The following is a 26924-nucleotide window of genomic DNA, read 5'->3' as shown; positions in this document are numbered from 1 at the left end:
ATGAAACTCTATTACGCCAAAGGCACCATCTCGATTGCAGTGGCCATCGCCCTGCACGAGGCCGGTCTCGACTTTGAACCGATGCGCCTCGATTTCCGGGCCGGGGAGCAATCAGGGGCTACCTATCTCGCGATCAATCCCAAAGGGCGCGTTCCGGCCCTTGTCACCGACAACGGCATTCTGACCGAAACCGGCGCGATCCTCGATTACATCGCCGACACTACGCCGCAGGCCGGATTACGCCCCACAGATCCCTATCAGGCCGCCAAGATGCGCGAAGCGATGTATTACATCGCCTCCACCATGCATGTGAACCACGCGCACAAAATGCGCGGCCACCGTTGGGCCGATCAGCAAAGCTCTTTTGACGATATGAAGGCCAAGTCGGTGCAGACCATGACCGACAGCGCCGCCTATGTGGAAAACCACGTACTCACCGGGCCTTTTGTGTTGGGCGAGACTGTCTCGCTCGCCGATGCCTATCTCTATGTTGCCTGTAGCTGGCTGGCAGGTGATGGGGTGGACGTGGCACAATTCCCCAAGATCACCGCCTTTGTGCAGGCAATGCGCGCGCGTGCTTCTGTGGCGCGCGTGATCGCGGACAACATGATCTGAGAGGTTGACATGACACATCTGTGGGTAAGGGCCGAGCAGCGGCCAAACGAGGAACGCGTCGGCCTGACGCCCGAGGGCGCGGCACAACTCATCGCCAAGGGCATCCGCGTGACGGTGGAAGAAAGCCACAACCGCGCCATTCCGATCGACGGCTACCGCGCGGCGGGCTGCACGATTGCACCCGAGAACACTTGGCCCTCCGCCCCCCGCCGACGCGATCATCTTCGGGCTCAAGGAACTGCCCGAAGACGGCACCCCCCTGCCGCATCGCCACATCATGTTCGGCCATGCCTTCAAGGGCCAGCATGCCGGACGACGCCTCTTGCAGCGGTTCAAGGCCGGGGGCGGCACGCTCTATGATCTCGAATATCTCGTCGATGAAACGGGCCGCCGCGTCGCCGCCTTTGGCTATTGGGCGGGCTATGCCGGGGCGGCGGTATCGCTCATGGCATGGGTGGCGCAACAGCGCGATGCGACCTGCCCCCCCGTCGACACCTATCCGGGGCGCGACGCGCTGCTGGCGGACCTCGGCGCGCGGCTCGATGCCACGGGCGCGCCGCGCCCCCGCGCCATCGTCATCGGGGCCTTGGGCCGCGTAGGCACCGGGGCGGCAGACCTTTGCGAGGCAATGGACGTGCCCGTCACCCGCTGGGACATGGCCGAGACCGCATCCGGCGGGCCTTTCCCGGAAATTCTCGCCCATGACATCTTTCTGAACTGCATCTTCGCGCGCCCCGGCACGCCGGTTTTCGTGCCGAAATCCGCGCTCGATCAGCCCCGCCAACTGACCGTGGTCGGCGATGTGGCCTGCGATCCTGACAGCGATTACAACCCGGTGCCTCTCTATGACGCGGCAACCTCCTGGGCGGCCCCCGTGCTGCGTGTGCATGACGCCCCGCCGCTCGACATCATGGCCATCGACAACCTGCCCTCGCTCTTGCCGGTGGAATCCTCGCAGGATTACGCGGGGCAGTTGCTGGCCTCCCTCCTGACCCTCGACACCTTGGATCAAGGGGTCTGGGCGCGGGCGTCAGAGACCTTTCACAGCCATATGACAGAGATCTGAATGGCGCCCTACGTCGGATATCTGGCCGCCTTTCTAGGCACGATCTGCTGGATTCCACAGGCGGTCAAGGCCTGGGCCACGCGCGACACCTCGGGCCTGTCGCTGCCGTCGAACCTGATCTTTCTGACCACCGTGTCGCTCTGGCTGGTTTACGGGCTCATGATCGGCGACTGGCCTCTCATTCTGGCCAATATCTGCGCCGTTCTGGCGATGCTGAGCATCGTCGCGGCGAAACTCCGTTACAAATAAAGGAGAGACGGACATGACAATCCACTGGTGCGGTACGGGCCTATCGGCCATTCCCGGTCTGCGGCGGCTGATCGAGGCAGGGCATGACGTGAGCGTCTGGAACCGCTCGACCGACAAGGCGCGCGCCGCCGTCGGTGATCTCACGGACAATATCCACGCCTTTGACAAGGACGCCCTCGCCAAGCTGCTCAAACCCGGCGATGTCGTAGTCTCGATGCTGCCCGGCGACTGGCATGTGCCGCTGGCCGAGCTTTGCCTCGGGACGGGCGTGCATTTCGTCTCCTCCTCCTACATCGCCCCCGAGATGCGCGCCCTGGACGAGGCGGCACGCGACAAGGGGCTGTGCTTTGTCAATGAAATCGGCCTCGATCCCGGCATTGACCACCTGATGGCGCATCATCTGGTGGCCGAATATCGCGCCTCCCCGGCCTTTGACGCAGGCAATGACCTGTCGTTCACCTCCTATTGCGGCGGCGTGCCGAAACTTCCCAACCCGTTTCGCTACAAGTTCAGCTGGTCGCCTCTGGGCGTGCTCAAGGCGCTGCGCTCGCCCTCGCGCTCGATCCGCGATTTCTCGGAACTCAGGGTGTCCCGGCCCTGGGACGCGATTTCCAGCTATGACGCGCCCCTGCCAACCCCGGAGACCTTCGAGGTGTATCCCAACCGCGATTCCATCCCCTTCATCGCCGATTACCGGTTCGATCCCGACTGGCGGATCAAAGACTTTGTGCGCGGCACGCTGCGCCTGAATGGCTGGTCCGAGGCCTGGAAGGAGGTCTTTGCCGAGATCGAAACGCTCGACGGTGCCGCGGGCGATGCCCGGCTCAAGGAGATGTCCGATCAGTTCTGGCAAGAGAACGCCTATGATGAGGGCGAACCGGACCGCGTCGTGCTCTGCGTCGATCTCAAGGCAGAAAAGGCCGGTAAACCAGTCTGGCACCAAAGCTATGTGATGGACGCCTGGGGCGATGCGCGCGGCACGGCGATGGCGCGGCTCGTGTCGATTCCGGTCTCGCTCGCGGTCGAGTCGGTGCTGGCGCGCGAAATCCCCGCAGGCGTCAGCGCAGCTCCCCATGATCCGAAACTGGTCGCGCGCTATCTGGCCGAGGTTAGCCGGCTGGCGCAGCATCTGACGGTCGTGGATCACCTCGGCTGATCGTTTCGACGCAAGGTCGGATTTGAGTATTTGCACCAAGAAGAAGCGACATCGGGTTTCTTCTAGGCAAAAATACTCAGATCCGCCGCTGGCCCCGCGTCAGAACGGCACGTCATCCGCGCCGGTGACAAAGCGCGCGACCACCTTCTTGGTGCCCGCCTTTTCAAAGGCGATTTCGAGCTTGTCACCCTCGATGGCGATGATCGCCCCATAGCCGAATTTCTGATGAAAGACGCGCTCGCCCACCATATGCGCGCTGGTGGCCTGAAGGTCGATCACGCTGTGCCGGGCCTCGCTTGGCTGGCTCATGGGCCGTTCGCCGCCGCGCGCCTGAAGCCGCCGCCAACCGGGGCTATTGTACACATTGGCCTCGGCGGCGCGGCTCTCGATGCCGGCTGAGGCCGCCGCCCCATACCCCCCGCCATAAAGCCCCGGAGGGGTGAGCACATCGACATGCGCCTCGGGCAATTCGTCGATGAAGCGCGAGGGCATTTGCGATTGCCACTGACCGTAAACGCGGCGATTGCCCGCGAACGAAATGGTGCAGACCTCTTCGGCGCGGGTGATGCCGACATAGGCCAGCCGCCGCTCTTCCTCGAGCCCGCGCACGCCGGTTTCGTCCATCGCTCGTTGCGACGGGAAAAGCCCATCCTCCCACCCCGGCAGGAACACGGCCGGAAACTCCAGCCCCTTGGCGGCGTGCAGGGTCATCAGCGTGACCTTCTCGCCCTCATCGCCCGACTCGTTGTCCATGATGAGGCTGACATGTTCCAGGAATCCTTGGAGATTCTCGAAGCCTTCCAGGGCCTTGACCAATTCCTTGAGATTCTCGAGCCGCCCCGGTGCCTCGGGCGTCTTGTCATTCTGCCACATGGCCGTGTAGCCGCTCTCGTCGAGGATCATCTCGGCCAGTTCGACATGGGTGATGTCGGCATCGTCCACCATGCGGCCCCAACGGGCCAGCCCGTCGATCAGCAGGCGCAACTCCCCCGCCGCCTTGCCGCCGATGCCCTTGTCGTCGAGCAAGAGCCGCGCCCCCTCGACCAGCGACACGCCATTCTGGCGCGCCGAGACCTGGATTTTCTGCTGCGCCTTGTCGCCAAGACCGCGTTTTGGGGTGTTGACGATCCGCTCGAACGCCAGATCATCCGCAGGCGAGACCACCAGCCGGAAATAGGCCATGGCGTCGCGAATTTCCAAACGCTCGTAGAATCGCGGACCGCCGATGACGCGATACGGCAGGCCGATGGTCAGGAACCGGTCCTCAAAGGCGCGCATCTGGTGCGAGGCGCGCACGAGAATTGCCATCTCGTCCAGCGAATAGGGCCGCATCTGCCGCGTGCCCCGCTGCATCGCGTCGATTTCCTCGCCGATCCAGCGGGCCTCTTCCTCGCCATCCCAATGGCCGATCAGGCGGACCTTTTCCCCCTCTTCGGTGGCGGTCCACAGCTCCTTGCCCAGCCGGTCGCGATTGCCCGCAATCACCCCCGACGCCGCCGCAAGGATATGCGGGGTCGAGCGGTAATTCTGCTCCAGCCGGATCACAGCCGCGCCCGGAAAATCCTTTTCGAACCGCAGGATATTGCCCACTTCGGCACCGCGCCAGCCATAGATGGACTGGTCGTCATCGCCCACGCAGCAGATGTTCTTGTGCCCCCCCGCCAAGAGGCGCAACCACAGATATTGCGCCACGTTGGTATCCTGATACTCGTCCACGAGGATATAGCGGAACCATCGCTGGTATTGCCTGAGCACATCGTCGTGCTTTTGAAAGATCGTGACCACATGCAAGAGCAGGTCGCCGAAATCGACCGCGTTCAGCTCGCGCAGGCGGGTCTGATACTGCCGATAGAGCGCCGCCCCCTTGCCGTCATAGGCGCTGCCCTCGCTGCTGGGCAGATTGTCGGGCGTCCAGGCGCGGTTCTTCCATTGGTCGATGATCCCGGCCAGCATCCGCGCGGGCCAGCGTTTGTCGTCGATGCCCGATGCCTGCACCAGTTGCTTGAGCAGGCGCAATTGGTCGTCTGTGTCCAGAATGGTGAAATTGGATTTCAGATCGACGAGTTCGGCGTGCCGGCGCAAGAGCTTGACACAGATCGAGTGAAACGTGCCGAGCCACGGCATGCCCTCCACCCGCTCGCCCATCAGGCGGCTGACGCGTTCCTTCATCTCGCGCGCGGCCTTGTTGGTAAAGGTCACGGCCAGAATATCGCCCGGCCCCGCGCGCCCGGTGTTCATCAGATGCGCGATGCGCGTGGTCAGCGCCTTGGTCTTGCCCGTGCCCGCCCCGGCCAGCATGAGCACCGGACCATCCAATGTCTCCGCCGCGCGGCGCTGCTCGGGGTTGAGGTCATCGAGATAGGGCGCGGGCCGCGCAGCCATCGCACGGGCCGAGAGGCTGGCCCCCTCGAAGGCATCGGATTCGTCAAATCTGTTCATGCACAGGACAATAGCGCGAGCACGCCCGGAGATAAAGAGATGTTCGGGGATTGTTCCGCCCCGATCTGCCCTCTGGACAAGCTCCTGAAAACCCGCGCAAATGCGCGCCATGACGCTGCATGCAACCTATCCCGCCCTGTCTGACCTGCGCGCCCGCGCGGCGCGCCGCATTCCGCATTTCGTCTGGGAATACCTTGACAGTGCCACCGGCACAGAGGCCACCAAGGCGCGCAACCGCCTGATGCTCGATCAGGTGCGGCTCAGCCCGTCGATCCTGCATGGCGAGTTCACAGCCGACATCACCGCCCCCCTCTTTGGGCAGACCCATGCCCTGCCGGTGGGCATCGCGCCCGTGGGCATGTCCGGCCTCATCTGGCCCGATGCCGAGCGTCTGTTGGCACGGGCCGCTACGCAGGTGGGGATACCTTATGGCCTCTCCACCGTGGCGAGCCAGACGCCCGAGGTCGTGGGCCCGCATCTGAACGGCAATGGCTGGTTCCAGATGTATCCGCCGCGCGACACCGGCATTCGCATGGACATGCTGAACCGCGCGCGCAACGCCGGGTTCTCGGTGCTCGTGCTGACCGTCGACGTGCCCGTGGGCAGCCGCCGCGAGCGGCAGGTGCGGTCTGGGCTTACTCAGCCGCCCAAGCTGACGCCGCGCCTTCTGGCGCAGGTGGCACGCTGCCCGGCCTGGGCGCTTGGCACCGCGCGGCTCGGCATGCCGCGCATGCGGCTGATTGACGATTACGCAGGCCAGACCAAGGGCTTGCCCTCGAACAAGCACGCCGGATACCTGCTGCGCACCTCGCCCGACTGGGACTACCTGCGTTGGCTGCGCGATGCTTGGGACGGACCGCTTGTTGTCAAGGGCGTGCTGCGCGCCGACGATGCCACCGCGCTCGAGAAAGAGGGAGTGGACGCGATCTGGATCTCGAACCACGCAGGTCGACAGTTCGACGCCGCCCCCGCCACCATCGAAGCGCTGCCGCAGGTACGCGCCGCAACCACCCTGCCGGTGATCATGGACGGCGGCATCGAAGGCGGGCTCGACGTGCTGCGCGCCATCGCCCTTGGAGCGGATTTCGTCATGTTGGGGCGCGGCTGGCACTACGCGCTTGGGGCCTTGGGCGAGAGCGGCCCGGCGCATCTCGCGGATATCCTGGCCGAGGATCTGCGCGCCAACATGGGCCAGTTGGGCACGCACACGCTTTGGGATGTGCGCGCACGCTTGATCCCCTCCGGGTAGGGCCACCCACCCGTCGGGACAGGAAATTTCCCTTGCCGGGGAATACCCAGTTTGCCGGATTGCACAAACCTTTCACAAATCCTACAAGGATGCAGCGCTGCAATGCGGCATAGACGGCCGCGCCGCCAGAACTGATAAACCGGGGGACAGGCATGGCCGACTTCAAAAAAATTCTCATCGCCAACCGGGGCGAAATCGCCATCCGCATCATGCGGGCTGCCAATGAAATGGGCAAGAAAACCGTCGCTGTCTTTGCCGAAGAGGACAAGCTCGGGCTGCACCGCTTCAAGGCGGACGAGGCATATCGCATCGGCGAAGGCATGGGGCCGGTTCAGGCCTATCTGTCGATCGAGGAAATCATCCGCGTGGCCAAGCTCTCGGGCGCAGATGCGATCCATCCCGGCTATGGCCTCCTGTCCGAGAATCCGGCCTTTGTCGATGCTTGCGACGCGGCGGGGATCACCTTTATCGGCCCGCGTGCCGAAACCATGCGCGCGCTTGGCGACAAGGCGAGCGCGCGGCGCGTGGCCATCGAGGCGGGCGTGCCCGTCATCCCCGCGACCGAAGTTCTGGGCGATGACATCAAGGAAATCCGCAAGCAGGCCAAGGAGATCGGCTATCCCCTGATGCTCAAGGCGTCTTGGGGTGGTGGCGGGCGTGGCATGCGCCCCATCGAAAACGAGAGCGAGCTTGAGGATAAGGTCCGCGAGGGCCGCCGCGAGGCCGAGGCAGCATTCGGCAATGGCGAGGGCTATCTTGAAAAGATGATCCTGCGCGCGCGCCACGTCGAGGTCCAGATCCTGGGCGACAAGCATGGCAATATGTATCACCTCTTCGAGCGCGACTGCTCGGTGCAGCGCCGAAATCAAAAGGTGGTGGAACGCGCCCCCGCCCCTTACCTGTCAGAGACGCAGCGCGAGGAAATCTGCCAGCTTGGCTACAAGATCTGCAAGCATGTGAATTACGAATGTGCCGGCACCGTCGAATTCCTGATGGATATGGACAGTGGCAAGTTTTATTTCATCGAAGTAAATCCCCGCGTGCAGGTCGAGCATACCGTGACCGAGGAAGTCACCGGCATCGACATCGTGCAGGCCCAGATCAAGATCGCCGAGGGCAAGAGCCTGATGGAGGCCACCGGCAAGGCCAGCCAGTATGACATCACCCTGCATGGCCACGCGCTCCAGACGCGGATCACCACCGAAGACCCGCTCAACAACTTTATCCCCGATTATGGCCGCATCACCGCCTATCGCTCGGCCACGGGCATGGGCATCCGTCTGGATGGCGGCACCGCCTACGCGGGGGGCGTGATCACCCGCTATTACGACAGCCTTCTGACCAAGGTCACGGCCTGGGCACCCACGCCCGAGCAGGCGATTGCCCGCATGGACCGCGCCCTGCGCGAATTCCGTATTCGCGGCGTGAGCACGAATATCGCCTTTGTCGAAAACCTGCTCAAGCATCCGACCTTTCTCAACAATACCTACACAACCAAATTCATCGACACGACGCCCGAGCTGTTCAAATTCGCCAAGCGACGGGACCGTGGCACGCGCGTTCTGAGCTATATCGCCGACATCACGGTCAACGGCCATCCCGAGGTCGAAGGGCGCACTCGCCCGCCTGCCGACCTCAAGCTGCCGCGCGCCCCGCGCCCCGCCAACCCTGAAATCAAGGACGGCCCGAAACAGATCCTTGAGCGCAAGGGCGCGCAGGCGGTGGCCGACTGGATGGCCGCGCAAAAGCAGCTTTTGATCACCGACACCACCATGCGCGACAGCCATCAGTCGCTCTTGGCCACACGCATGCGCTCGATCGACATGATCGGCATCGCCCCCAATTACGCCCATGACCTGCCCGGCCTCCTCTCGGTCGAATGCTGGGGCGGCGCGACCTTTGACGTGGCCTATCGCTTTCTCGACGAATGTCCCTGGCAGCGGTTGCGCGACATTCGCGCGGCCATGCCCAACCTGCTCACGCAAATGCTTTTGCGCGGCTCGAACGGGGTGGGCTATACCAACTATCCCGACAACGTGGTCGCGGCCTTCGTCAAACAGGCCGCCGAGAGCGGGGTGGATATCTTCCGCGTCTTCGATCCGCTGAACTGGGCCGAGAACATGCGCGTGTCGATGGATGCCGTGCTCGAGTCGGGCAAGGTGCTTGAGGCGGCGATCTGCTACACCGGCGATATTCTCGATCCCGCGCGCTCGAAATACGACCTCAAATACTACCTCTCCATGGCCAAGGAGCTGAAGGCCGCCGGCACGCATATCCTCTGTCTCAAGGATATGGGCGGGCTGATGAAACCGGCCACGGCAAGCGTGCTCTTCAAGGCGCTCAAGGAAGAGGTGGGGCTACCGCTGCATTTCCATACCCATGACACGGCGGGCATTGCCGGGGCCACGATCCTTGCGGCCTCCGAGGCCGGGGTGGATGCGGTCGACTGCGCGATGGATTCGCTCTCGGGCAATACCAGCCAAGCCACGCTTGGAACCATTGTCGAGGCGCTGCGCCATACGCCGCGCGACACCGGGCTCGACATCGGGGCCATCCGTCAAATCTCGAACTACTGGGAATCGGTGCGCAATCACTACGCCGCCTTCGAGAGCGGCATGCAATCGCCCACCTCCGAAGTCTACCTGCACGAGATGCCCGGCGGCCAGTTCACCAATCTCAAGGCGCAGGCGCGCTCTATGGGGATGGAGGACCGCTGGCACGACATCGCGCGCACCTATGCCGATGTGAACCAGATGTTCGGCGACGTCATCAAGGTGACACCGATTGCCAAGACCGTGGGCGATCTGGCGCTGATGATGGTCAGCCAGGGCCTCACCTGCGAGGACGTGCTCGACCCCGCGACCGAGGTCAGCTTTCCGGACTCGGTGATCACGCTGATGAAGGGCTATGTGGGCCAAGCCCCCGGCGGCTTCCCCCCCGCCATCGTCAAGAAGGTGCTCAAGGGCGAAGAGCCCATCACCGTGCGCCCCGGCACGCTCTTGCCGCCCGAGGATCTGGACGCGCGGCTTGCCGAACTGACCGAGCGTTTCGGCAAGAAGATCGACAACGAGGACCTGATGGGCAGCTTGATGTATCCCAAGGTCTTTGCCGATTACATGGAACGGCACGCGCAATTCGGCCCCGTGCGCACCCTGCCCACCCGCACCTTCTTTTACGGGATGGAGACAGGCGAAGAGATCACCGCCGAAATCGACCCGGGCAAGACGCTGGAAATCCGGCTGGTCGCTGTAAGCGAAACCCAAGAGGACGGCGAGGCGCGGGTGTTCTTCGAACTCAACGGCCAGCCGCGCACCGTGCGCGTGCCCGACCGGCGGATCAAGAGCACAGTGGCGGCCCGGCCCAAGGCGGAACTGGGCAACGCCAACCACATCGGCGCGCCCATGCCCGGTGCCGTGGCCACGGTCGCGGTCAAGGCCGGACAAAAGATCAAGGCGGGCGACCTCTTGCTCACCATCGAGGCAATGAAGATGGAAACCGGCCTGCACGCAGAGCGTGACGCGACCGTGAAGGCGGTGCATGTTCAACCCGGCAGCCAGATTGACGCCAAGGATCTGCTGGTCGAACTGGAATAACACCCCCCGCCCCCCTTGGGACCTGACCCAAGGGGGGCGACTTCCATTCCCGGAATACGCTTTCCCAACCGCCTCACTTGCGCCATGCTGCGCGGCATAGCCCAATGACAGGCCGCGCCATGCAGAAAATTCTTGTCTTCACCGACATTCACATCGTGGCCCAGGGCCAGACCATCATCGGCCTTGATCCCTATGCCCGCTTTACCCAGGGGCTGAGCCACGCGCTTGCGCGCCACCCCGATGCCGCGCGCATCGTGCTCTGCGGCGACCTGACACATCGAGCCAAGCCAGAGGAATACGCCCGTCTGCGCGGGGCCCTGGCCGACTGCCCCCTGCCCGTCAGCCTCATGCTTGGCAATCACGACCGCCGCGCGCCCTTTCTCGACACCTTTCCCGAGGCCGCACGGATGGAAACGGGGCATATTCAGCACCACGCCGACATCGGGGCGCATCGGCTGATCTGTCTCGACACGCTGGACGAAACCGCCCCGGACCTGCATTCAGGCTACCTCTGCCCCGCGCGACTTGACTGGTTGGAGCAGCGTTTGACCGGGGCCGGTACGGGGCCGGTCATCGTCTTTACCCATCACCCGCCCATCGACACGGGCTTTGCCGGGATGGATGCCATCGGGCTTCGCAATCGCGCTGAGTTCATCGCACGCCTCAGGGCGGCGGGAAATGTCGTGCAGATCGTATCGGGCCATGTGCACCGCACGGTTCAGGGATCGGCGGGGGGCATCCCCACAGCCATCCTCAAGAGCCCCTGCCACCAGATGCCCATGGCGCTCGACGCAGAGGATACCAGCCTCTCTATCGACGAACCCGGCGCCTATGGCCTCTTGCTGCTGACCGATACAGGGGTGGTTGTCCATACCGAGGATTTTACCCTGCCGCCGACCCGTTCGGCCACCTATTCCTGAGCAGAAAGCACATCGCATGTCCCTTGCTATCGCCCCTCTTTACGCGGGCCTCATCGGCCTTCTCTTCGTCCTCCTGAGCGTGCTGGTCATTGCCGCGCGCTTCAAGACCAATGTCTCCATCGGTGACGGCGGCAAGGATCTCCTGATCCGCCGCATCCGGGTGCAGGCCAATTGCGCCGAATACGCGCCGCTTGGCCTGATCTTGCTGGGTATGGCCGAACTTCAGGGCGCGCCGGGATGGGTGGTGCATGTGCTGGGCCTGATGCTTCTGGCAGGGCGGGTGCTGCATGCCGCCGGATTTGGCCGGGTGCCGGAAATCATGCCGATGCGCAGCGCCGGAATGGTGCTGACCTTTGCCATGCTGATTCTCACCGCGCTCGCCAATATCGGCCACGCGCTGTTCTGACAGACCGCCCCGCGCAGGCGGGCACGGTGCAGAAGGCTTCCCCTGCTGGCAAAAATCGTCCATCATCCTAAAACGTACTGAGATCCGCGCCGCGCGCCCCCGCCGTGGCCCGGATGAGGGAGGACCTGATCATGTGTCGAATCTTTGCCGGGCAAGACCCCGACCGTTACGCGCTTGTAACCCGCCGCATGCGCCTCAATGGCCAGAGCACAAGCATCCGTCTCGAAAAATCCTTTTGGGGTATCCTCGACGAAATCGCCGAGAGCGAAGGGCTGACGACCCCCGGTTTCGTGTCGAAACTTCATGCCGAGGTGCTGGAACTGCACGGCGAGCCCGCCAATTTCACCTCGCTCCTGCGCTGCACCTGCCTTGTCCACCGCGAAAACCCGCTCGAGGCGGACGCGCGGCAGATGGCGGCGGAGTGAGACAAATCAAGGCGTAGTATCCCCTTACTACCCGCCCCCGCCCCGCTTTGGTAACTTTTCCGAACCAAATACAGGTTTCGGAGGGCATGATGGCCAAAGCCATTCACAGCATGATTCGCGTTCTCGACGAGGCGCGGTCGGTCGATTTCTATTCTCGCGCCTTTGGGCTGCGCGTGGCGGACCGGCTCGATTTCGAGAAATTCACCCTTGTCTACATGTCGAATGACGAAAGCCCGTTCGAGGTGGAACTGACCATCAACAAGGGTCGGACCGAACCCTATGATCGCGGCGATGGCTATGGTCATCTGGCCGTTCTGGTCGAAGATCTCGCGGCGGAACATGCGCGGTTCGAGGCCGAGGGCCTCAATCCCCGCAAGATGGTGGAATTCGCCCCCGACGGCGAACTCGTGGGCAAGTTTTTCTTTGTCGCCGATCCTGACGGCTATGAAATCGAAGTTCTGGAACGCGGTGGGCGTTTCAAATGAGAGCAGGCGCGCGTCCTCACGGGGGTGCGCGCATTCATTCTATGGGAGGAGAACCAATGACTGACACCAATGCCCGCAAAGGGCTGACCCGGCGCGAGTTGCTCTCGCGCTCAATCGCGGCGGGCGCAAGTTTCGTCGTGGGGGCCGGCTTTGTCGCCAGCACCGATGCCGCCTGGGCGCTTGAGACGCAGGCACTCAAGCCCGAGACCATGGCCACGCTGATCCAGATGGCGCGCGACATCTATCCGCATGACCATCTGGCCGATGAATACTACGCCATCGCGGTCAAGGGCTATGACACCGCCGATGCCGCCGAAGCCGTCGAGGCCGGGATCGCTGGCCTCAACGCCGCGGCGCAGGGAAAGGGCCATGCCGATTACCTGAGCATCGGCTGGGAGCGTGACCGCGTCGACATCCTGCGCGGCATCGAGGACAGCCCCTTCTTTCAGCAGGTACGCGGCGGGCTGGTGACCGGCCTTTATAACCAAAAGGCGGTCTGGCCCCTCTTCGGCTACGAGGGCGAGTCCTTCAGCCAAGGCGGTTACATCAACCGCGGCTTTGACGACATCAACTGGCTTTAGGCCATAGCCATCTAGGGAGGAAAGACTATGGCTGCACCTTTTGATCATAACGACGACACGGTGATCGTTGTCATCGGCACCGGCGCGGGCGGCGGCGTGCTGTCCAACGAACTGGCACAACGCGGCATTTCCGTCGTGGCACTCGAAGCCGGCGGGCGCTATCTGCCCGAGGATTACATCAACGACGAATGGGAAAGCTTTGGCCAGCTGGCCTGGCTCGACCCGCGCACCACATCGGGCGACTGGCGCGTGGCGCGCGATTTTTCCGGCCTGCCTGCCTGGATCGTCAAGGCGGTGGGCGGCACCACGACCCATTGGGCCGGGGCTTCGATCCGCTTTCAGGACCACGAATGGAAGGCCGCAACCACCTACGGCCCGGTGCAGGGCGCAAACCTGCTCGATTGGCCCATCGACGGGGCGGAAATGGCCCCCTGGTATGATCTGGCCGAGAAAAAGCTGGGCGTGACGCGCACCAACAATCTCGCGGGCCTGCCGGGCAACAACAATTACAAGGTGTTCGAGGCCGGTGCCAAGGCGCTTGGGTATAAAGAGGTCCACACCGGCCGCATGGCCATCAACTCCGAGGAATATGACGGGCGCATGGCCTGCCAGCAGACCGGTTTCTGCTTTCAGGGCTGCAAATGGGGCGCCAAATGGTCCGCGGCCTATACCGACATCCCGCGCGGCGAGGCCACGGGCAATCTCGAAGTGCGCTCCAAGGCGCATGTCGCGCGCATCCTGCATGACGACAGCGGCAAGGTGACGGGGGTCGAGTATTTCGACGAGGCGGGCAATCTCCAGATGCAAAAGGCGCGCGCCGTTTGCGTTGCGGGCAACTCCTTTGAATCGCCTCGCCTGTTGCTCAATTCCGCATCGTCGATGTTCCCGGACGGTCTGGCCAATTCCTCGGGTCAGGTGGGGCGCAACTACATGCGCCACATGACCGGCTCGGTTTACGGCGTGTTCGACAAGCCGGTAAAGATGTGGCGCGGCACGACCATGGCGGGCATCATTCAGGACGAAGCACGGCACGACCCCTCGCGCGGCTTTGTCGGCGGCTACGAGCTGGAAACGCTCTCGCTCGGCCTGCCCTTCATGGCGGCGTTCCTCGATCCCGGTTCCTGGGGCCGCGAATTCACCACCGCGCTCGACGCTTACGAAAACATGGCCGGCATGTGGATCGTGGGCGAAGACATGCCGCAAGAGACCAACCGCGTCACCCTCAACCATGACGTCAAGGATCAGTGGGGCCTTCCGGTCGCCAATGTGCATTTCTCGGATCACCCCAATGACATCGCGATGCGCAACCATGCCTACAGCCGGGGCACGGCGGTCTACGAGGCGGTCGGGGCCACCCGCACCTTCCCGACACCGCCCTACCCCTCAACCCACAATCTCGGAACCAACCGCATGTCCGAAAACCCGCGCGACGGGGTCGTGAACAAATGGGGCCAGACCCATGACATTCCCAACCTCTTTGTCTCGGATGGCTCGCAGTTCACCACCGGGGCGGCGGAAAATCCGACGCTGACCATCGTGGCCCTGGCCATCCGTCAGGCCGATCACATTGCGGGTGAACTCTCACGCGGCAACCTCTGATCGGTTGCCCCGTCCCTCCCCCGGCGCCTCAAACTCTCCCCGAGGTGCCGGGGGACATGGGCCAAAGGGCCGTTATTCGGATTTGAAATCCGCCGCGATGCGCAATTCGCGCAGCGGCCGGACAAGGGCTATGCACTCGGCATAGATCGGATCGGCCTTGTAGGCGGCAAGTGCAGCCTCATCCGTGAATTCCGCATAGACCACCAGATCGACCTGCGCCCCGGCAATGGCATCGCTCTGGAGATTGCGCCCCACCTCGAAATGCGAGGAATGGGGTATCCGCGACAGCATCATCAGCCCGTCGCGGATGCGCTCGATATCGTCCGGGTTGGCGGCGGAAAAGAATACAATATGGCGGATCATGTCTCAGTCTTTCGAGCGGGAGGCTTTTTCTGTCAGGCCAGAGGTGCCCTGACGGCGGGCAAGTTCGGCCATGACGTCAGATAGGGCGACATCGCGGGATTGCAGCATTACCAACAGGTGAAAGAGCACGTCCGCCGCCTCCGAGGTCAGGCGCGCCCGGTCGCCCTTGACCGCCTCGATGATCGCCTCGATGGCCTCTTCCCCGAATTTCTCGGCGCACTTCTCCGGCCCTTTGGCCAGCAATTTTGCCGTCCAGCTACTCTCAGGGTCGGTGCCTGCGCGCGCGGCGATGATACGGGCCAAATCGTCAAGCGTCATGCGGCCAACCTCATCGGGATGCCTGCCGCGGCCATATGCGCCTTGGCCTCGGCGATCGTGTAGGTGCCGAAGTGAAAGATCGAGGCGGCAAGCACAGCCGAGGCATGCCCTTCGATGACCCCTTCGACCAGATGGTCGAGCGTGCCCACACCGCCCGAGGCAATGACCGGAATATCCACCGCATCGGCAATGGCCCGCGTCAGCGGCAGGTTGAACCCCGCCCGCGTGCCGTCGCGATCCATCGAAGTCAGCAGGATTTCCCCCGCCCCCTTCTGGGCCACCAGCCGCGCGAAATCCACCGCGTCGATGCCCGTAGGCTTGCGCCCGCCATGGGTAAAAATCTCCCACTTGCCGGGGCTTACCGTCTTGGCGTCGATGGCTACAACGATGCACTGGCTGCCAAACTGATCGGCGGCACGTGCCACCACATCGGGATCGGCAACAGCGGCGGAATTGAAGCTGACCTTGTCCGCTCCGGCGAGCAGCAGCGCGCGCACATCCTGCGCGCTGCGTACGCCACCGCCCACGGTCAGCGGGATGTAACAGGCCTCGGCGGTGCGGCGCACCACGTCGAACATCGTGCCCCGATTCTCATGCGTGGCGTGAATGTCGAGGAAACACAGCTCATCCGCCCCCGCCGCATCATAGGCCCGCGCGGCATCCACCGGATCGCCCGCGTCGCGCAGATCGACAAAATTCACGCCCTTGACCACACGGCCATCGGCGACATCGAGACAGGGGATGATACGGGTCTTGAGCATAGTGTCGCTGTTACAGGAATTTCACGCCGTTGTTTATGGGCAAATCGGTTAACATGCCAGAGGATAAGACCCATATTAGCGTTGCAAATGAAGGAGTTTACCATGAAGCGTTTTCTTGTCGCAGCCGCGATGACCCTGACCGCCCTGCCCGCCCTCGCCAGTGACGACGATATCATCAAGGTCAAATCCACCTCCGATGTGGCCACGACCATGGACCGGCTCGAAGCAGCCGTAACCGGGGCTGGGGCCACTGTCTTTGCGCGCGTGGATCACGCTGCGGGCGCGGCCAGCGTGGATCTGGCGCTCGATCCCTCTCAAGTGCTGATCTTCGGCAACCCCAAGATGGGCACGGCCGCGATGCAGGATGACCCACTGGCGGGGTTGTTCCTGCCGATGAAAGTGCTGGTCTATCAGGATGGCGCGGGCGCGACATGGCTCGCCTATCAGGACCCTGAGGATATGTTCGACGACACCGGCATCAATGACGACGCCGACTACATCAAGAGGATGACCGGCGCGCTTGGCAAGCTGACGGGCGTGGCCGCTGGACAATAAGCGCTCTGGCCGCGCTCAGCCCCTGAGCGCGGCCAAGGCCGCCCCAAGATCGAGCGCCCCGTCATAGAGTGCGCGCCCCGAGATCGCCCCATCGAGCGCCACGCCACAATCGCGCAGCGCAATGAGATCCTCCAGCGACGATACCCCGCCCGAGGCGATCACAGGAATACTGACCGCACGGGCAAGCGCCGCAGTCGCCTCGATATTCGGGCCCTGCATGGCCCCATCCCGGTTGATATCTGTATAGATGATCGCCGCCACCCCGGCATCCTCAAAGGATTTCGCGAGGTCGGTCGCTTCCACATCGGTCTCGGTGGCCCAGCCCTTGGTCGCCACGCGGCCACCCCGCGCGTCGATGCCAACCGCCACCTGCCCCGGAAAGGCGCGCGCCGCCTCGCGCACGAGCGCCGGATTTTCCACCGCCACCGTGCCGAGAATCACCCGCGCCAGCCCCTTGGCCAGCCACCCTTCGATGGTGGCCATATCCCGAATACCCCCGCCCAATTGCGCGGGCACCCGGCACGCTGCCAAAATCGCCTCGACCGGGGCCGCGTTGACCGGCGCCCCGGCAAAGGCCCCGTTCAGATCCACCAGATGCAGCCATTCACAGCCCGCCGCCACAAACTCCATCGCTTGGGCCGCCGGGTCCTCGTTGAACACCGTCGCGCGGTCCATATCGCCGCGCAAAAGACGCACGGCCTTGCCGTCCTTGAGGTCAATGGCAGGATAAAGGATCATCGCGACGGCCTTTCATGTAGATGTCCCGCGCGCTTTGGCATGCACGCGCGCGAAATGCAACGCGACCCCACGTCAGACTTGATTTGTAGCACCTCCGTGGCACAGGATTTTCACGAATGTCAGGGAGGATCAGACATGCGTAAACTGTTGATGATGACGGCGGTGTTCACAATGGGGGCCGGGATGGCGATGGCAGAGCCGCTCCTGGGCACATGGCGCACCGCAAAGGATGACAATGGCCATTCCGGCCTGATCGAAGTGGCGCCCTGCGGCGCGAAACTTTGCGGCACGCTGGTCAAATCCTTCGATGAGAACGGCAAGGAAATGCAGAGCAAGAATATCGGCCGCAAAATCATTTCCGAAACCGCCCCCACGGGCGGTGGTGAATACAAGGGTAAGGTCTATTCGCCCGACCGCGACAAGACCTATAACTCCAAGCTGCAACTCTCAGGTAATACGCTCAAGGTCAGCGGCTGCGTGTTTGGCATCTGCCGCGACGGCGGCACCTGGCAAAAGGTCAAGTAAGCGCCGAGTAGCATGACATTTGCGAGGGGACGGTTTGGTCTGAGGGGCATCTGCAGTATGGTGGTGCCATGACGGATCAAGACCTTCCCTTCGCCGCACCGCCAGCCGAACTTCTTGAGGCGGCCCTCTACGTGCCGGATATTGACTCGGCTGAGCGGTTTTATGGCGGTATCCTCGGGCTTGATCCGATCGTGCGGGTCGGAAACCGCCATGTTTTTTACCGAGTGGGTGCAGGTATCTTGTTGATATTCAACCCCGAAGAAACGTGTAAACCACCAAACAATCCCGAACTGCCCGTCCCGTCGCATGGCGCCCATGGGCAGGGTCACTTCTGCTTTGCGGTTGAGGGGCTGGCGCTCGATGACTGGCGCGCGCGGCTTGAGGCGGCGGGTGTCGAAATCGAGGCCGATTTTCACTGGCCGAATGGGGCGCGATCCATCTACTTTCGCGATCCGGCGGGGAACTCCATTGAAATGGCAGAGCCGAGATTGTGGGAGAGATAGGCGTTAAGTGACTGACTTTTGAGATTGGCCCCTATCTGTCGGTCTGCCGAGTGTCGGGCCCGAAAACCGACCAGCCGATACGCGTGGTCAAGCGCTCCATCGCCTCGGTGCCCAGCTTGGAATTGCCAAAGTGGTTGAGCCCAGGAGACCAGACCGCGATCGCGGCCACGCCCGGCACGATGGACAGAATGCCGCCCCCCACCCCGCTCTTGCCCGGCAGCCCCACGCGAAAGGCATAATCGCCCGACCCGTCATAATGCCCGCAGGTCATCATCAGCGCATTGATGCGGCGAATCCGTGCCCGTGACACAAGACGCGGCACGCCCGGTGCCCCCACCAGAAACAACCCTGCATTGGCCAGTTGCGCACAGGTCATCTCGACCGCGCATTGGTGGAAATAGGTGCCAAGGGTCAGGTCCGGCGGGTTCTTGAGGTTACCATGCGACAAGAGGTAATGCGCGAGGGCGAAATTCCGGTGGCCTGTCGCGATTTCGGACCGCGCCACACGGTCGTTGATATGGATCGCCTCATCCCCCGCCGCCGCCCGGATGAACCGTAAGAGCGCGCCAAGGGTTTCGCGCGGGCTGGAGCCTTGCAGCACCGCATCGGTGGTCACAATCGCGCCCGCATTGATGAACGGATTGCGCGGATAGCCTTTCTCCAACTCCAGCAGCAGCATCGAATCAAACGAATGACCCGAGGGCTCGCGCCCCACCCGCGACCAGAGCCGGTCGCCCAATTTGCCAAGCGCCAGGGCCAGCATGAAGACCTTGGACACGGATTGAATCGAAAACGGCACCTGTGCATCGCCCGCCATCACCGTTGGCAGGCCGGGGCGCGCAATGGCGATACCAAACTGGTTCAGGTCCACGTCTGCCAGTTCGGGGATGTAATCCGCCACCTTGCCCCGGTCCTCCGAGGCGCGGGCAATCTCCGTGATCTCGTCCAGCACCGGCTGGAGCGGGGGCAGCGTCTCCGCCATCAGGGGTTCCAGCGCAGGAAATTCGCGATCATGCGCAGGCCGGTCTTTTGGCTTTTCTCGGGGTGAAACTGGGTGCCCACCATCGTGTCGCGCCCGACGACTGCGGTGATCGCCCCGGCATAGTCGACATGCGCCAGAAGATGCGCGGGATCATCCACCCGGAACTGATAGGAATGGACGAAATAGGCGTGATCGCCCGTGCTGATCCCATCCAGCACCGGATGGGCATGGTCGATCACCAGATCATTCCAGCCCATATGCGGCACCTTGAGCGACGGGTCCGAGGGGGTGATCGGCCCGACCGTGCCACCGATCCAGTCGAAGCCCGGCGGTTTCCTCATATTCCAGCCCGCGCGTGGCCAGCATCTGCATCCCGATGCAAATCCCCATGAAGGGGCGCGCAAGGGTGATCACCGCCTCTTCGATGGCCTCGAACACGCCGCGATGGTCATAAAGCGCGCGACGACAGGCCGGAAAGGCCCCATCCCCCGGCAGCACGATCCGCGCGGCCGCGCGGATGGTCTCGGGGTCCGAGGTCACGATCACCGCCCCTGCCCCGGTCTCTTGCGCCATGCGCTCGAACGCCTTTTGCGCCGAGTGCAGATTGCCGCTCTCGTAATCAACAATGACGGTGGTCATGGGTCAAAGACTGCCCTTGGTCGAGGGAATCGCATCCGCCTTGCGCGGGTCGGTCTCGACCGCTTCGCGCAGGGCGCGCGCCACCGCCTTGAACGCCGCTTCGGCCATGTGGTGGCTGTTGATCCCGTGCAGCGCGTCGACATGGCATGTAATTCCGCCATGGGTGCTGAGCGCCTGAAAGAACTCCCGCACCAATTCGGTGTCGAACGTGCCGATTTTCTGCGTGGGCAGGTCCATGTTCCACACCAGATAGGGCCGCCCCGAAAGGTCAAGCGCGGCACGCACCAGCGCATCATCCATGGGCAAGAGGCACGCGCCATAGCGGCGTATGCCGCGCTTGTCGCCAAGCGCCTGTGTCAGCGCCTGCCCCAATGCGATTCCCACATCCTCGACCGTGTGGTGATCGTCGATATGCAGATCGCCCGCGCAGCGCACGGTCATGTCGATCAGCGAATGCCGCGCGAGTTGATCCAGCATGTGATCAAAGAACCCGACCCCGGTCTGATTGTCATACCGACCAGTGCCATCAAGATTGACGGTCACACTAATGTCGGTTTCGGCGGTCTTACGGGTGATTGTGGCGCTGCGCATGGGGCCTCCGCTCGGGTTTCTCGGCGGTGTATAGTCCGCGCAAGGCCGCGCGCCAAGGCCCAAGCGGCAAAGGGGCGCGCACCGCGATGCGACTGTTGCCTGTTAATTGCGGCCAGACATGACCCCGCCATCGACGTCCCAGATGGCTCCAGTGACCCAAGCCGCCTGATCAGACAGTAAAAAGTCGATGGTCGCGGCGACATCGTGGGGCGTGCCGATGCGTCCGATTGGGTGGAAGGCGTCGAACCCATCATGCAGCGTCGTACTGATCTGCTCCGGCTCTATGAATGCACCGTAGATTGGTGTCTCAACCACAGCAGGGGCCACGGCGTTGACACGGATGCCGTGTTCACCCAGCTCCATGGCCAGATGTTGCGTGAGGGCATGAAGCCCCGCTTTGGCCATGGAATAGGCCGAAGACGGCGTGGCCTTGACCGCCTGATGGGCCCACATCGAGCCGATATTGACAATGGCCCCACCGCCATGGGCGACCATGTTGCGGGCAACCGCTTGGGTAATGCGGAACGTGGCGCTGTTGAGCCTGTGATAATGGTCGAAATCGGCCTCTTGATGATCGAGAAACGGCTTGGGGCTAAATGTGCCCGCAGCATTTACCAACATCGAAATATGGCGGTCGCGCTCTGCAATGGCGTCCAGCGCATGCTGCAAAGAGGTTGGGTGAGTGAGGTCCACGGCAAAGCTGTGGACTGTGCCAAGCTCGCGCAGCCGGTCTGTGGCAGCGTCAAGCTTTTCACCGGCACGTGCCATCAGGCCGACGTGGACGCCACGCTGAAGCAGCCGCTCGGCGGTTGCATACCCCATGCCGGACGAACCGCCGACAACAAGAGCAAGGGGGGGATATGTCATGTCATTCTCCATTTATCTATCAGTAGATAGATGTGAGGATTATCGAGCATACACTCGAACGTCAACGACTATCTATCGAAAGGTAGGCAAGACGAACGCACCAAGAGAGGTTGACTTGATCGCCGGTGGCTTGCCGTCTATCCCTCGATAGAGAGAGGGACCGCCATGACAGCACAAGACATGAAAGAAACCATCCTCAAAGCAGCAGAGAAAATGATCCGAAGCAGGGGCTATAACGGCTTCAGCTTTCGTGAAATCGCCGATGCGGTCGGAGTAAAGAGCGCGAGTGTGCACTATCATTTCCCCACCAAAGGTGCGCTTGGCGCCGCCGTGGCACGGCGCTACAGCGACGATTTTCTGTCGTCGCTCGGCCCGGTGGATGAGGCTCCGATGGACGCAGTCGGGGTGCAGAAGCGCCTGCATGACCTTTCGCGACGGTCTCTGGTTGAGGAGAATCTGATGTGCCTATGTGGCATGCTCGGGGCGGAAGTGGCTGATCTGCCCGGCGAAGTGGCAGCAGAAGTGCGTGTGTTCTTTGAGCGTTCAGTCGCGTGGACAGAGGCCGCCTTGGCACGCACAGAGTGGGGAACGCGTGTCGGACAAACGCGCCGACGCAAGCTGGCACTTAGCACGCTGGCAACGTCTGAGGGGGCACTCGTTCTCGCACGCAGCATGGGCGACATCTCGGTATTCGACGAAATTGACCTACCCGCGCCAGATTGACCCGTTTTCAAGCGACCACGCCGAAAACACAAAACGCGGGCTAATGCCCGCGTTTTGTGTTTTGCTTCGGAAACCCATCCGAAGAAAATTGGAGCGGGCGAGGCGATTCGAACGCCCGACCCTAACCTTGGCAAGGTTATGCTCTACCCCTGAGCTACGCCCGCATCCTTGGGTGAGGCGTGATCTATAAACTCTGGCGGGCGGCTGCAAGAGGAAAATTCGCAGTGCCCGGAAAATTTTTGCGCAACGGCAGCGCGGCGCGGTTGCGACCTAAGTAGGAGCCTCAAATTGCTCGGCCCCGGCGCAGGTCGTGCTAGGCTCTGGGGGCGTTGGGCCATGGGGATGGTGGCCAGTCACATCAGGAGGAAACGCATGCCAGCCTATCTTATCGCACAGGTCAAGATCACCGACGATGCCTGGGTCCCCGGTTACGCGGCCCGGACACATGACATCGCCGCCAAACACGGCGGGCGCTATCTTTCGCGCAGCGCCAATATCGCGACACTGGAAGGCACAGCGCCCGACACCACCCTGATTGCCCTGATCGAGTTTCCCTCGGCCGATGCCGCCCGCGCCTTTGCCAATGATCCCGACTATGCGCCGCTGGCACAGGCGCGTCAGGCAGGCAGCGAAGGGCATTTCTGGGTGATCGACGACACCGATGCCGCAGGCTCGATTCCCTATCTGCCCAAGGGCTAAGGGCTGTTACCCCGGCAATCTGTCGTCGCGCGGAGCCGCCGCGCGGCGTAAACGGTCATTGATGGCGCGACCAAGCCCAATTTCGGGAATGGGCGATACCGCGATCGGTGACCCCCGCGAATCAAGCGCGTGCAGATGACCAAAGAGATTGGCCGCCGCCTCGACCAGATCGCCGGAGGGCGACAGGTTCAGGTCCGCGTCCACCGTCCCGAATCCCAAGAGCAGCTCTCCAGCCCGCCGCTCTTGGGCATTAAGGCGCACCGGCGCACCGGGCGCGTAATGCGATTGCATCTGGCCGGGGGCCACCAGCGGATCCCCCGCCGTGTGCTTCGTCAGCGCCCTGCCCAATGCAGCCTCGAGCGCCTCAATCGGCACACCGCCGGGCCGCAAGACGCTGGCCTGATCCGCCAGCCCCACGATGGTGGATTCCACCCCCACCGCACAGGCACCGCCCTCGATCACCGCCTCGATCCGCCCGGACAGCCCCGCCAGAACATGCGCCGCCGTGGTCGGACTGATCCGCCCCGAGGGATTGGCCGAGGGGGCCGCCACCGGGCCGCCAAACTCGGTCAAAAGGCCCTGCGCCACGGGATGCGCAGGCACGCGGATGGCCAGCGTCGGCAACTCCGCCGTCACAAGAGGCGAGAGACCGGAATCTGCGCGCAGCGGCAGCACAAGGGTCAGAGGACCGGGCCAAAAAGCAGAGGCCAGGATTTCTGCCTCATCCGACCAGTCGACATAGCGCCGGGCCGCCTCCACACTTGCGACATGCACGATCAGCGGATTGAAGCGGGGCCGCCCTTTGGCTTCGAATATCCGCGCCACCGCTCGATCGTTGCGGGCATCGGCCCCCAGACCATAGACGGTCTCGGTTGGAAACGCGACCAGACCACCGGCAGACCAAATCGAAGAGGCCGCTGCATAACCGGCGGCGTCCGCTTGCAATAATTCGGTTGCATTTGCCATATACGTCCCCTGACCTGACGCGGCGTTTTGGTTGCCGCCGCTGTGCCTTCGGCTAGTCTGACTGTCAAACCCGGATCACTACAGGCCTTCCTTGCGGATGCCAAGCGACGCCGACGAGATGAAAAGGAAAACGGAACATGCCCTATCGCGCTCCTGTTGATGAGTATCGCTTTCTGTTCGATCAAGTTGTCGGCCTGTCCCAAGTGGTCGACACTGACCGATTTGCCGAGGCCACACCCGACATGACAGCAGCGATTCTCGCTGAGGCCGCGCGCCTGTGCGAAGAGGTTCTCTATCCGCTGCAACGCAATGGCGATCTGAGTCCCGCCAAGCTGGAGAATGGGGTCGTGCGCACCTCCCCCGGCTATGCCGAGGGCTATCGCGCGATTGCCGACGGTGGCTGGGTGTCGATCAGCGCACATCCCGATCACGGCGGCATGGGGCTTCCGATGACGGTGACGACCGCCGTCAACGAAATGATGTCCTCGGCCTGCCTCTCGCTGCAACTCAATCCACTGATGACCCAAGGCCAGATCGAGGCGCTGGAGCATCATGCCTCGGACGACCTCAAGGCGATCTACCTGCCCAAACTTGTCAGCGGCGCATGGGCGGGCACCATGAACCTGACCGAGCCGCAAGCCGGGTCCGACGTTGGCGCGCTGCGTACCAAGGCCGAACCAAATGGCGACGGCACCTATGCCGTAACCGGGCAGAAAATCTATATTTCTTGGGGCGATAACGACTTTACCGAGAATGTCTGCCACCTCGTTCTCGCCCGCCTGCCCGATGGCGTGCCGGGCACCAAGGGGATCAGCCTCTTTCTCGTGCCCAAGTTCATCCCCGATGAGAACGGCAACCCCGGCAAGCGCAACAGCCTCAAGGTCGTGAGCCTCGAGCACAAGATGGGCCTGCACGGCAGCCCCACAGCGGTCATGCAATACGATGGTGCGACCGGCTGGTTGGTGGGCAAGCCCCATGATGGCATGCGCGCCATGTTCACCATGATGAACAACGCTCGGCTTGGTGTGGGCGGTCAGGGTATCGGCGTGGCCGAAGGCGCCTACCAGCACGCGCTGGCCTATGCGCTGGATCGCAAACAGGGCCGCACCCCGGTTGATGGCGGATCAGGCAGCATCATCGACCATGCCGATGTGCGCCGGATGCTGGCCACGATGAAGGCCGACATCTTTGCCGCCCGCGCCATCGCGCTGGCCTGTGCGCAGGCGATCGACATGCAGACCGCGACCGGCAATGCCAATTGGGCCGCGCGCGCGGCCTTCCTAACCCCGATTGCCAAGGCTTTTGGCACCGATACCGGGATCGCGGTGGCGGAAATGGGCGTGCAGGTGCATGGCGGCATGGGGTTCATCGAGGAAACGGGCGCCGCGCAATATTCCCGCGACGTGCGCGTCACTGCGATCTACGAGGGCACCAACGGCATTCAGGCCATGGACCTTGCGGCGCGGAAATTGATGGATGGCGGCGAGGCGGCCTATGCCCTGCTCGACGAGATCGAGGCGCAGGCCGAAGCCGCCCGCGCCAGCCTGCCCGCATTGGCCGAACCGGTCTGGCAGGCCACCGAGAGCCTGCGCGAAGCGGTCGAGTGGATGCTGGGGCAAAAAGACCTCAACCAACGGTTCGCCGGGGCTGCGCCGTTTCTGCGCGGCTTTGCGCGGGTCTTGGGGGGGCATTTCCACCTCAAGGCGGCCTTGGCCGAAGGCGGGAACGGGCCGCGCACGCGGCTTGCGCGCTTCTACATCACGCGCCTCTTGCCGGAACACGCGGGCCTCTTGGCCCATGCCACCCAAGGGGCAACCGATCTCTATGCCCTCACGCCCGAGGATTTCGCGGCCTGATGGATGGCGGCCCGATCATAGCCACGCCCTGGGACACGCCGCCCGAAACCGGTGCCGCGACCGAGGTGGCCCCCGGCGTGCTCTGGCTGCGCCTGCCGCTGCCCATGGTGCTCGATCACGTCAATATCTACGCATTGGATGAGGGGGATAGCTGGACCATCGTCGACACCGGCATCCATTCCAAGCGCAGCGTTGCGCTATGGGAGGATATCTTGTCAGGCCCATTGCAAGGCCGCCCGGTCCGCCGCGTGATCCTGACCCATCATCACCCCGACCATATCGGCATGGCGGGTTGGCTGATGGCGCGCTTTGGTGCGGAGCTTTGGGCCTCGCGCACAAGTTGGCTCATGGCGCGAATGCTGATCCTCGATGTCGAAGACAGCCCGACACCACAGGCTCTCGCCTTTTCGCGGGCGGGTGGGATGGACCCGGAGATTTACGAGGCCCGCAAATCCGAGCGCCCCTATAATTTCTCTGATATCTGCGTCCCCATCCCGGTGGGCTATACCCGCATCCAGGAAGGCGACGTGATCCGCGCGGGCGGCTACGACTGGGATGTGCGCATGGGCGGCGGGCACGCGCCCGAACATGTCACGCTCTGGTCACGCGATGCAAACCTGGTGATCGCCGGCGATCAGATACTGCCCGGCATCAGCCCCAATATCGGCGTCTACCCGACCGAACCAGAGGCCGATCCGCTGGCCGACTGGCTGGCCGCCTGCGACCGTTTAGCGGCCCATGCCAGCGACACGCATCTCGTCTTGCCGGGGCACAAGCTGCCGTTCACCGGCCTGCCCTTTCGCATGCAGCAGTTGCGCGACAATCATCACGGCGCACTCGACCGACTGCGCACGTTCCTTGCGACACCGCGTACCGCAGCCGAGTGTTTCCCCCTGCTCTTCAAGCGTCAGATCGACCGGGGCACTTACGGGTTGGCGCTGGTCGAGGCCATTGCGCATCTCAACCACTTGTTGCACGCTGGCGAGGTGACACGCTGGCGGCGTGCCGACGAGGCATGGCTCTGGCAGATCAAGGATCGCTGACAAGGGGGGCAG

General features: G+C 63.2%; 27 protein-coding genes, 1 tRNA gene and 2 pseudogenes. 19 read left to right on the top strand and 11 right to left on the bottom strand.

The window, feature by feature from the left end:
* From ROSMUC_RS02445 to ROSMUC_RS02430, 4 genes and pseudogenes are all read left to right on the top strand, one after another.
* A complete protein-coding gene (locus tag ROSMUC_RS02445; RefSeq protein WP_037269149.1) occupies positions 1–615 on the top strand; it encodes a glutathione S-transferase family protein in 615 nt (204 codons plus the stop codon).
* Positions 616–624: 9 nt separating this feature from the next.
* Positions 625–1681 (top strand): annotated as a pseudogene (locus ROSMUC_RS02440) (saccharopine dehydrogenase).
* On the top strand, positions 1682–1930 hold the full coding sequence (locus ROSMUC_RS02435) for a SemiSWEET family sugar transporter (RefSeq protein WP_037269146.1): 249 nt from the start codon (positions 1682–1684) through the stop codon (positions 1928–1930).
* A 13-nt stretch (positions 1931–1943) separates the two neighbouring features.
* On the top strand, positions 1944–3086 hold the full coding sequence (locus ROSMUC_RS02430) for a saccharopine dehydrogenase family protein (RefSeq protein WP_037269143.1): 1143 nt from the start codon (positions 1944–1946) through the stop codon (positions 3084–3086).
* A gap of 99 nt (positions 3087–3185) precedes the next feature.
* On the opposite strand, the gene ROSMUC_RS02425 is transcribed toward ROSMUC_RS02430, so the two are convergent.
* Positions 3186–5525: an ATP-dependent helicase gene (locus ROSMUC_RS02425; protein WP_037269140.1), complete on the bottom strand. Its 2340-nt coding sequence runs from the start codon at positions 5523–5525 to the stop codon at positions 3186–3188.
* A gap of 109 nt (positions 5526–5634) precedes the next feature.
* Here ROSMUC_RS02425 and ROSMUC_RS02420 point away from each other — a divergent pair, with 109 nt between their 5' ends.
* From ROSMUC_RS02420 to ROSMUC_RS02385, 8 genes are all read left to right on the top strand, one after another.
* Positions 5635–6774 (top strand): alpha-hydroxy acid oxidase, encoded by a 1140-nt coding sequence (locus tag ROSMUC_RS02420; RefSeq protein ID WP_206018418.1) that lies wholly within the window; start codon positions 5635–5637, stop codon positions 6772–6774.
* Positions 6775–6926: 152 nt separating this feature from the next.
* Positions 6927–10367, top strand: coding sequence for a pyruvate carboxylase (gene pyc / locus ROSMUC_RS02415; protein WP_037269137.1), 3441 nt, complete (start codon positions 6927–6929; stop codon positions 10365–10367).
* A gap of 119 nt (positions 10368–10486) precedes the next feature.
* Complete coding sequence (locus tag ROSMUC_RS02410; protein ID WP_037269854.1) at positions 10487–11287, top strand: phosphodiesterase; 801 nt, start codon at positions 10487–10489, stop codon at positions 11285–11287.
* Positions 11288–11303: 16 nt separating this feature from the next.
* Positions 11304–11693, top strand: a complete 390-nt coding sequence (locus ROSMUC_RS02405; protein ID WP_037269136.1) for an MAPEG family protein — start codon at positions 11304–11306, stop codon at positions 11691–11693.
* Between the two features lie 131 nt (positions 11694–11824).
* Positions 11825–12118 (top strand): ribbon-helix-helix domain-containing protein, encoded by a 294-nt coding sequence (locus tag ROSMUC_RS02400; RefSeq protein ID WP_206018417.1) that lies wholly within the window; start codon positions 11825–11827, stop codon positions 12116–12118.
* Between the two features lie 89 nt (positions 12119–12207).
* Positions 12208–12603, top strand: a complete 396-nt coding sequence (locus ROSMUC_RS02395) for a VOC family protein (protein WP_037269852.1) — start codon at positions 12208–12210, stop codon at positions 12601–12603.
* 56 nt (positions 12604–12659) lie between these two features.
* On the top strand, positions 12660–13184 hold the full coding sequence (locus ROSMUC_RS02390; RefSeq protein ID WP_037269133.1) for a twin-arginine translocation pathway signal: 525 nt from the start codon (positions 12660–12662) through the stop codon (positions 13182–13184).
* Between the two features lie 27 nt (positions 13185–13211).
* Entirely contained in the window at positions 13212–14783 is a 1572-nt protein-coding gene (locus tag ROSMUC_RS02385; protein ID WP_037269130.1) for a GMC family oxidoreductase, read from the top strand.
* Between the two features lie 72 nt (positions 14784–14855).
* Here the strand turns inward: ROSMUC_RS02385 and ROSMUC_RS02380 are convergent, their stop codons facing one another.
* From ROSMUC_RS02380 to hisF, 3 genes are read right to left on the bottom strand one after another with little or no spacing between them, the layout of a single operon-like run.
* Positions 14856–15146 (bottom strand): Dabb family protein, encoded by a 291-nt coding sequence (locus ROSMUC_RS02380; RefSeq protein WP_037269127.1) that lies wholly within the window; start codon positions 15144–15146, stop codon positions 14856–14858.
* Between the two features lie 3 nt (positions 15147–15149).
* Positions 15150–15464, bottom strand: a complete 315-nt coding sequence (locus ROSMUC_RS02375; RefSeq protein ID WP_037269124.1) for a phosphoribosyl-ATP diphosphatase — start codon at positions 15462–15464, stop codon at positions 15150–15152.
* On the bottom strand, positions 15461–16225 hold the full coding sequence (gene hisF, locus ROSMUC_RS02370; RefSeq protein WP_037269122.1) for an imidazole glycerol phosphate synthase subunit HisF: 765 nt from the start codon (positions 16223–16225) through the stop codon (positions 15461–15463). The genes ROSMUC_RS02375 and hisF overlap by 4 nt, the downstream gene beginning before the upstream one ends.
* A gap of 102 nt (positions 16226–16327) precedes the next feature.
* Between hisF and ROSMUC_RS02365 the strand changes: the two genes are divergently transcribed.
* Complete coding sequence (locus ROSMUC_RS02365) at positions 16328–16780, top strand: DUF302 domain-containing protein (protein WP_052115244.1); 453 nt, start codon at positions 16328–16330, stop codon at positions 16778–16780.
* 15 nt (positions 16781–16795) lie between these two features.
* Here the strand turns inward: ROSMUC_RS02365 and hisA are convergent, their stop codons facing one another.
* Positions 16796–17518 carry a 1-(5-phosphoribosyl)-5-[(5-phosphoribosylamino)methylideneamino]imidazole-4-carboxamide isomerase gene (gene hisA / locus ROSMUC_RS02360; RefSeq protein WP_037269120.1) on the bottom strand — a complete coding sequence of 241 codons (723 nt, stop codon included), beginning with the start codon at positions 17516–17518 and terminating at the stop codon, positions 16796–16798.
* Positions 17519–17653: 135 nt separating this feature from the next.
* On the opposite strand from hisA, the gene ROSMUC_RS02355 reads away from it, so the two are divergent.
* Both ROSMUC_RS02355 and ROSMUC_RS02350 read left to right on the top strand, forming a co-directional pair.
* Positions 17654–18043 carry a DUF2147 domain-containing protein gene (locus ROSMUC_RS02355; RefSeq protein WP_037269848.1) on the top strand — a complete coding sequence of 130 codons (390 nt, stop codon included), beginning with the start codon at positions 17654–17656 and terminating at the stop codon, positions 18041–18043.
* Positions 18044–18111: 68 nt separating this feature from the next.
* Positions 18112–18546: a VOC family protein gene (locus ROSMUC_RS02350; RefSeq protein WP_037269117.1), complete on the top strand. Its 435-nt coding sequence runs from the start codon at positions 18112–18114 to the stop codon at positions 18544–18546.
* Between the two features lie 31 nt (positions 18547–18577).
* On the opposite strand, the gene ROSMUC_RS02345 is transcribed toward ROSMUC_RS02350, so the two are convergent.
* From ROSMUC_RS02345 to ROSMUC_RS02330, 4 genes and pseudogenes are all read right to left on the bottom strand, one after another.
* On the bottom strand, positions 18578–19528 hold the full coding sequence (locus ROSMUC_RS02345) for a glutaminase (protein WP_037269115.1): 951 nt from the start codon (positions 19526–19528) through the stop codon (positions 18578–18580).
* Positions 19528–20167: pseudogene (gene hisH / locus ROSMUC_RS02340) on the bottom strand (imidazole glycerol phosphate synthase subunit HisH). Before hisH ends, ROSMUC_RS02345 begins: the two are co-directional and overlap by 1 nt.
* A gap of 3 nt (positions 20168–20170) precedes the next feature.
* Positions 20171–20758 carry an imidazoleglycerol-phosphate dehydratase HisB gene (gene hisB / locus ROSMUC_RS02335; protein ID WP_037269112.1) on the bottom strand — a complete coding sequence of 196 codons (588 nt, stop codon included), beginning with the start codon at positions 20756–20758 and terminating at the stop codon, positions 20171–20173.
* A gap of 102 nt (positions 20759–20860) precedes the next feature.
* Positions 20861–21625 (bottom strand): SDR family NAD(P)-dependent oxidoreductase, encoded by a 765-nt coding sequence (locus tag ROSMUC_RS02330; protein ID WP_037269846.1) that lies wholly within the window; start codon positions 21623–21625, stop codon positions 20861–20863.
* A 180-nt stretch (positions 21626–21805) separates the two neighbouring features.
* Between ROSMUC_RS02330 and ROSMUC_RS02325 the strand changes: the two genes are divergently transcribed.
* Positions 21806–22348 (top strand): TetR/AcrR family transcriptional regulator, encoded by a 543-nt coding sequence (locus ROSMUC_RS02325; protein ID WP_206018416.1) that lies wholly within the window; start codon positions 21806–21808, stop codon positions 22346–22348.
* A gap of 89 nt (positions 22349–22437) precedes the next feature.
* Here ROSMUC_RS02325 and ROSMUC_RS02320 read toward each other — a convergent pair.
* Positions 22438–22512, bottom strand: a tRNA-Gly gene (locus ROSMUC_RS02320).
* 208 nt (positions 22513–22720) lie between these two features.
* Between ROSMUC_RS02320 and ROSMUC_RS02315 the strand changes: the two genes are divergently transcribed.
* Positions 22721–23047 (top strand): DUF1330 domain-containing protein, encoded by a 327-nt coding sequence (locus tag ROSMUC_RS02315; RefSeq protein ID WP_037269106.1) that lies wholly within the window; start codon positions 22721–22723, stop codon positions 23045–23047.
* Between the two features lie 6 nt (positions 23048–23053).
* On the opposite strand, the gene ROSMUC_RS02310 is transcribed toward ROSMUC_RS02315, so the two are convergent.
* Positions 23054–24013: an L-threonylcarbamoyladenylate synthase gene (locus ROSMUC_RS02310; protein WP_037269103.1), complete on the bottom strand. Its 960-nt coding sequence runs from the start codon at positions 24011–24013 to the stop codon at positions 23054–23056.
* 137 nt (positions 24014–24150) lie between these two features.
* On the opposite strand from ROSMUC_RS02310, the gene ROSMUC_RS02305 reads away from it, so the two are divergent.
* Positions 24151–25869, top strand: a complete 1719-nt coding sequence (locus ROSMUC_RS02305; RefSeq protein WP_037269100.1) for an acyl-CoA dehydrogenase — start codon at positions 24151–24153, stop codon at positions 25867–25869.
* Positions 25869–26912: an MBL fold metallo-hydrolase gene (locus ROSMUC_RS02300; RefSeq protein ID WP_037269096.1), complete on the top strand. Its 1044-nt coding sequence runs from the start codon at positions 25869–25871 to the stop codon at positions 26910–26912. Before ROSMUC_RS02305 ends, ROSMUC_RS02300 begins: the two co-directional genes overlap by 1 nt.
* Positions 26913–26924: the final 12 nt, after the last annotated feature.

It is taken from the genome of Roseovarius mucosus DSM 17069 (genome assembly GCF_000768555.3).
Lineage (GTDB): Bacteria > Pseudomonadota > Alphaproteobacteria > Rhodobacterales > Rhodobacteraceae > Roseovarius > Roseovarius mucosus.
The sequence above is the reverse complement of the archived record's forward strand: the minus strand, read 5'-3'. Positions and strand labels throughout refer to the sequence as shown.

Coding starts and splice junctions, on each gene's coding strand:
- ROSMUC_RS02445 (WP_037269149.1), top strand. CDS start 1: ATGAAACTCTATTACGCCAAAGGCACCATCTCGATTGCAGTGGCCATC.
- ROSMUC_RS02435 (WP_037269146.1), top strand. CDS start 1,682: ATGGCGCCCTACGTCGGATATCTGGCCGCCTTTCTAGGCACGATCTGC.
- ROSMUC_RS02430 (WP_037269143.1), top strand. CDS start 1,944: ATGACAATCCACTGGTGCGGTACGGGCCTATCGGCCATTCCCGGTCTG.
- ROSMUC_RS02425 (WP_037269140.1), bottom strand. CDS start 5,525: ATGAACAGATTTGACGAATCCGATGCCTTCGAGGGGGCCAGCCTCTCG.
- ROSMUC_RS02420 (WP_206018418.1), top strand. CDS start 5,635: ATGACGCTGCATGCAACCTATCCCGCCCTGTCTGACCTGCGCGCCCGC.
- pyc (WP_037269137.1), top strand. CDS start 6,927: ATGGCCGACTTCAAAAAAATTCTCATCGCCAACCGGGGCGAAATCGCC.
- ROSMUC_RS02410 (WP_037269854.1), top strand. CDS start 10,487: ATGCAGAAAATTCTTGTCTTCACCGACATTCACATCGTGGCCCAGGGC.
- ROSMUC_RS02405 (WP_037269136.1), top strand. CDS start 11,304: ATGTCCCTTGCTATCGCCCCTCTTTACGCGGGCCTCATCGGCCTTCTC.
- ROSMUC_RS02400 (WP_206018417.1), top strand. CDS start 11,825: ATGTGTCGAATCTTTGCCGGGCAAGACCCCGACCGTTACGCGCTTGTA.
- ROSMUC_RS02395 (WP_037269852.1), top strand. CDS start 12,208: ATGGCCAAAGCCATTCACAGCATGATTCGCGTTCTCGACGAGGCGCGG.
- ROSMUC_RS02390 (WP_037269133.1), top strand. CDS start 12,660: ATGACTGACACCAATGCCCGCAAAGGGCTGACCCGGCGCGAGTTGCTC.
- ROSMUC_RS02385 (WP_037269130.1), top strand. CDS start 13,212: ATGGCTGCACCTTTTGATCATAACGACGACACGGTGATCGTTGTCATC.
- ROSMUC_RS02380 (WP_037269127.1), bottom strand. CDS start 15,146: ATGATCCGCCATATTGTATTCTTTTCCGCCGCCAACCCGGACGATATC.
- ROSMUC_RS02375 (WP_037269124.1), bottom strand. CDS start 15,464: ATGACGCTTGACGATTTGGCCCGTATCATCGCCGCGCGCGCAGGCACC.
- hisF (WP_037269122.1), bottom strand. CDS start 16,225: ATGCTCAAGACCCGTATCATCCCCTGTCTCGATGTCGCCGATGGCCGT.
- ROSMUC_RS02365 (WP_052115244.1), top strand. CDS start 16,328: ATGAAGCGTTTTCTTGTCGCAGCCGCGATGACCCTGACCGCCCTGCCC.
- hisA (WP_037269120.1), bottom strand. CDS start 17,518: ATGATCCTTTATCCTGCCATTGACCTCAAGGACGGCAAGGCCGTGCGT.
- ROSMUC_RS02355 (WP_037269848.1), top strand. CDS start 17,654: ATGCGTAAACTGTTGATGATGACGGCGGTGTTCACAATGGGGGCCGGG.
- ROSMUC_RS02350 (WP_037269117.1), top strand. CDS start 18,112: ATGACGGATCAAGACCTTCCCTTCGCCGCACCGCCAGCCGAACTTCTT.
- ROSMUC_RS02345 (WP_037269115.1), bottom strand. CDS start 19,528: ATGGCGGAGACGCTGCCCCCGCTCCAGCCGGTGCTGGACGAGATCACG.
- hisB (WP_037269112.1), bottom strand. CDS start 20,758: ATGCGCAGCGCCACAATCACCCGTAAGACCGCCGAAACCGACATTAGT.
- ROSMUC_RS02330 (WP_037269846.1), bottom strand. CDS start 21,625: ATGACATATCCCCCCCTTGCTCTTGTTGTCGGCGGTTCGTCCGGCATG.
- ROSMUC_RS02325 (WP_206018416.1), top strand. CDS start 21,806: ATGAAAGAAACCATCCTCAAAGCAGCAGAGAAAATGATCCGAAGCAGG.
- ROSMUC_RS02315 (WP_037269106.1), top strand. CDS start 22,721: ATGCCAGCCTATCTTATCGCACAGGTCAAGATCACCGACGATGCCTGG.
- ROSMUC_RS02310 (WP_037269103.1), bottom strand. CDS start 24,013: ATGGCAAATGCAACCGAATTATTGCAAGCGGACGCCGCCGGTTATGCA.
- ROSMUC_RS02305 (WP_037269100.1), top strand. CDS start 24,151: ATGCCCTATCGCGCTCCTGTTGATGAGTATCGCTTTCTGTTCGATCAA.
- ROSMUC_RS02300 (WP_037269096.1), top strand. CDS start 25,869: ATGGATGGCGGCCCGATCATAGCCACGCCCTGGGACACGCCGCCCGAA.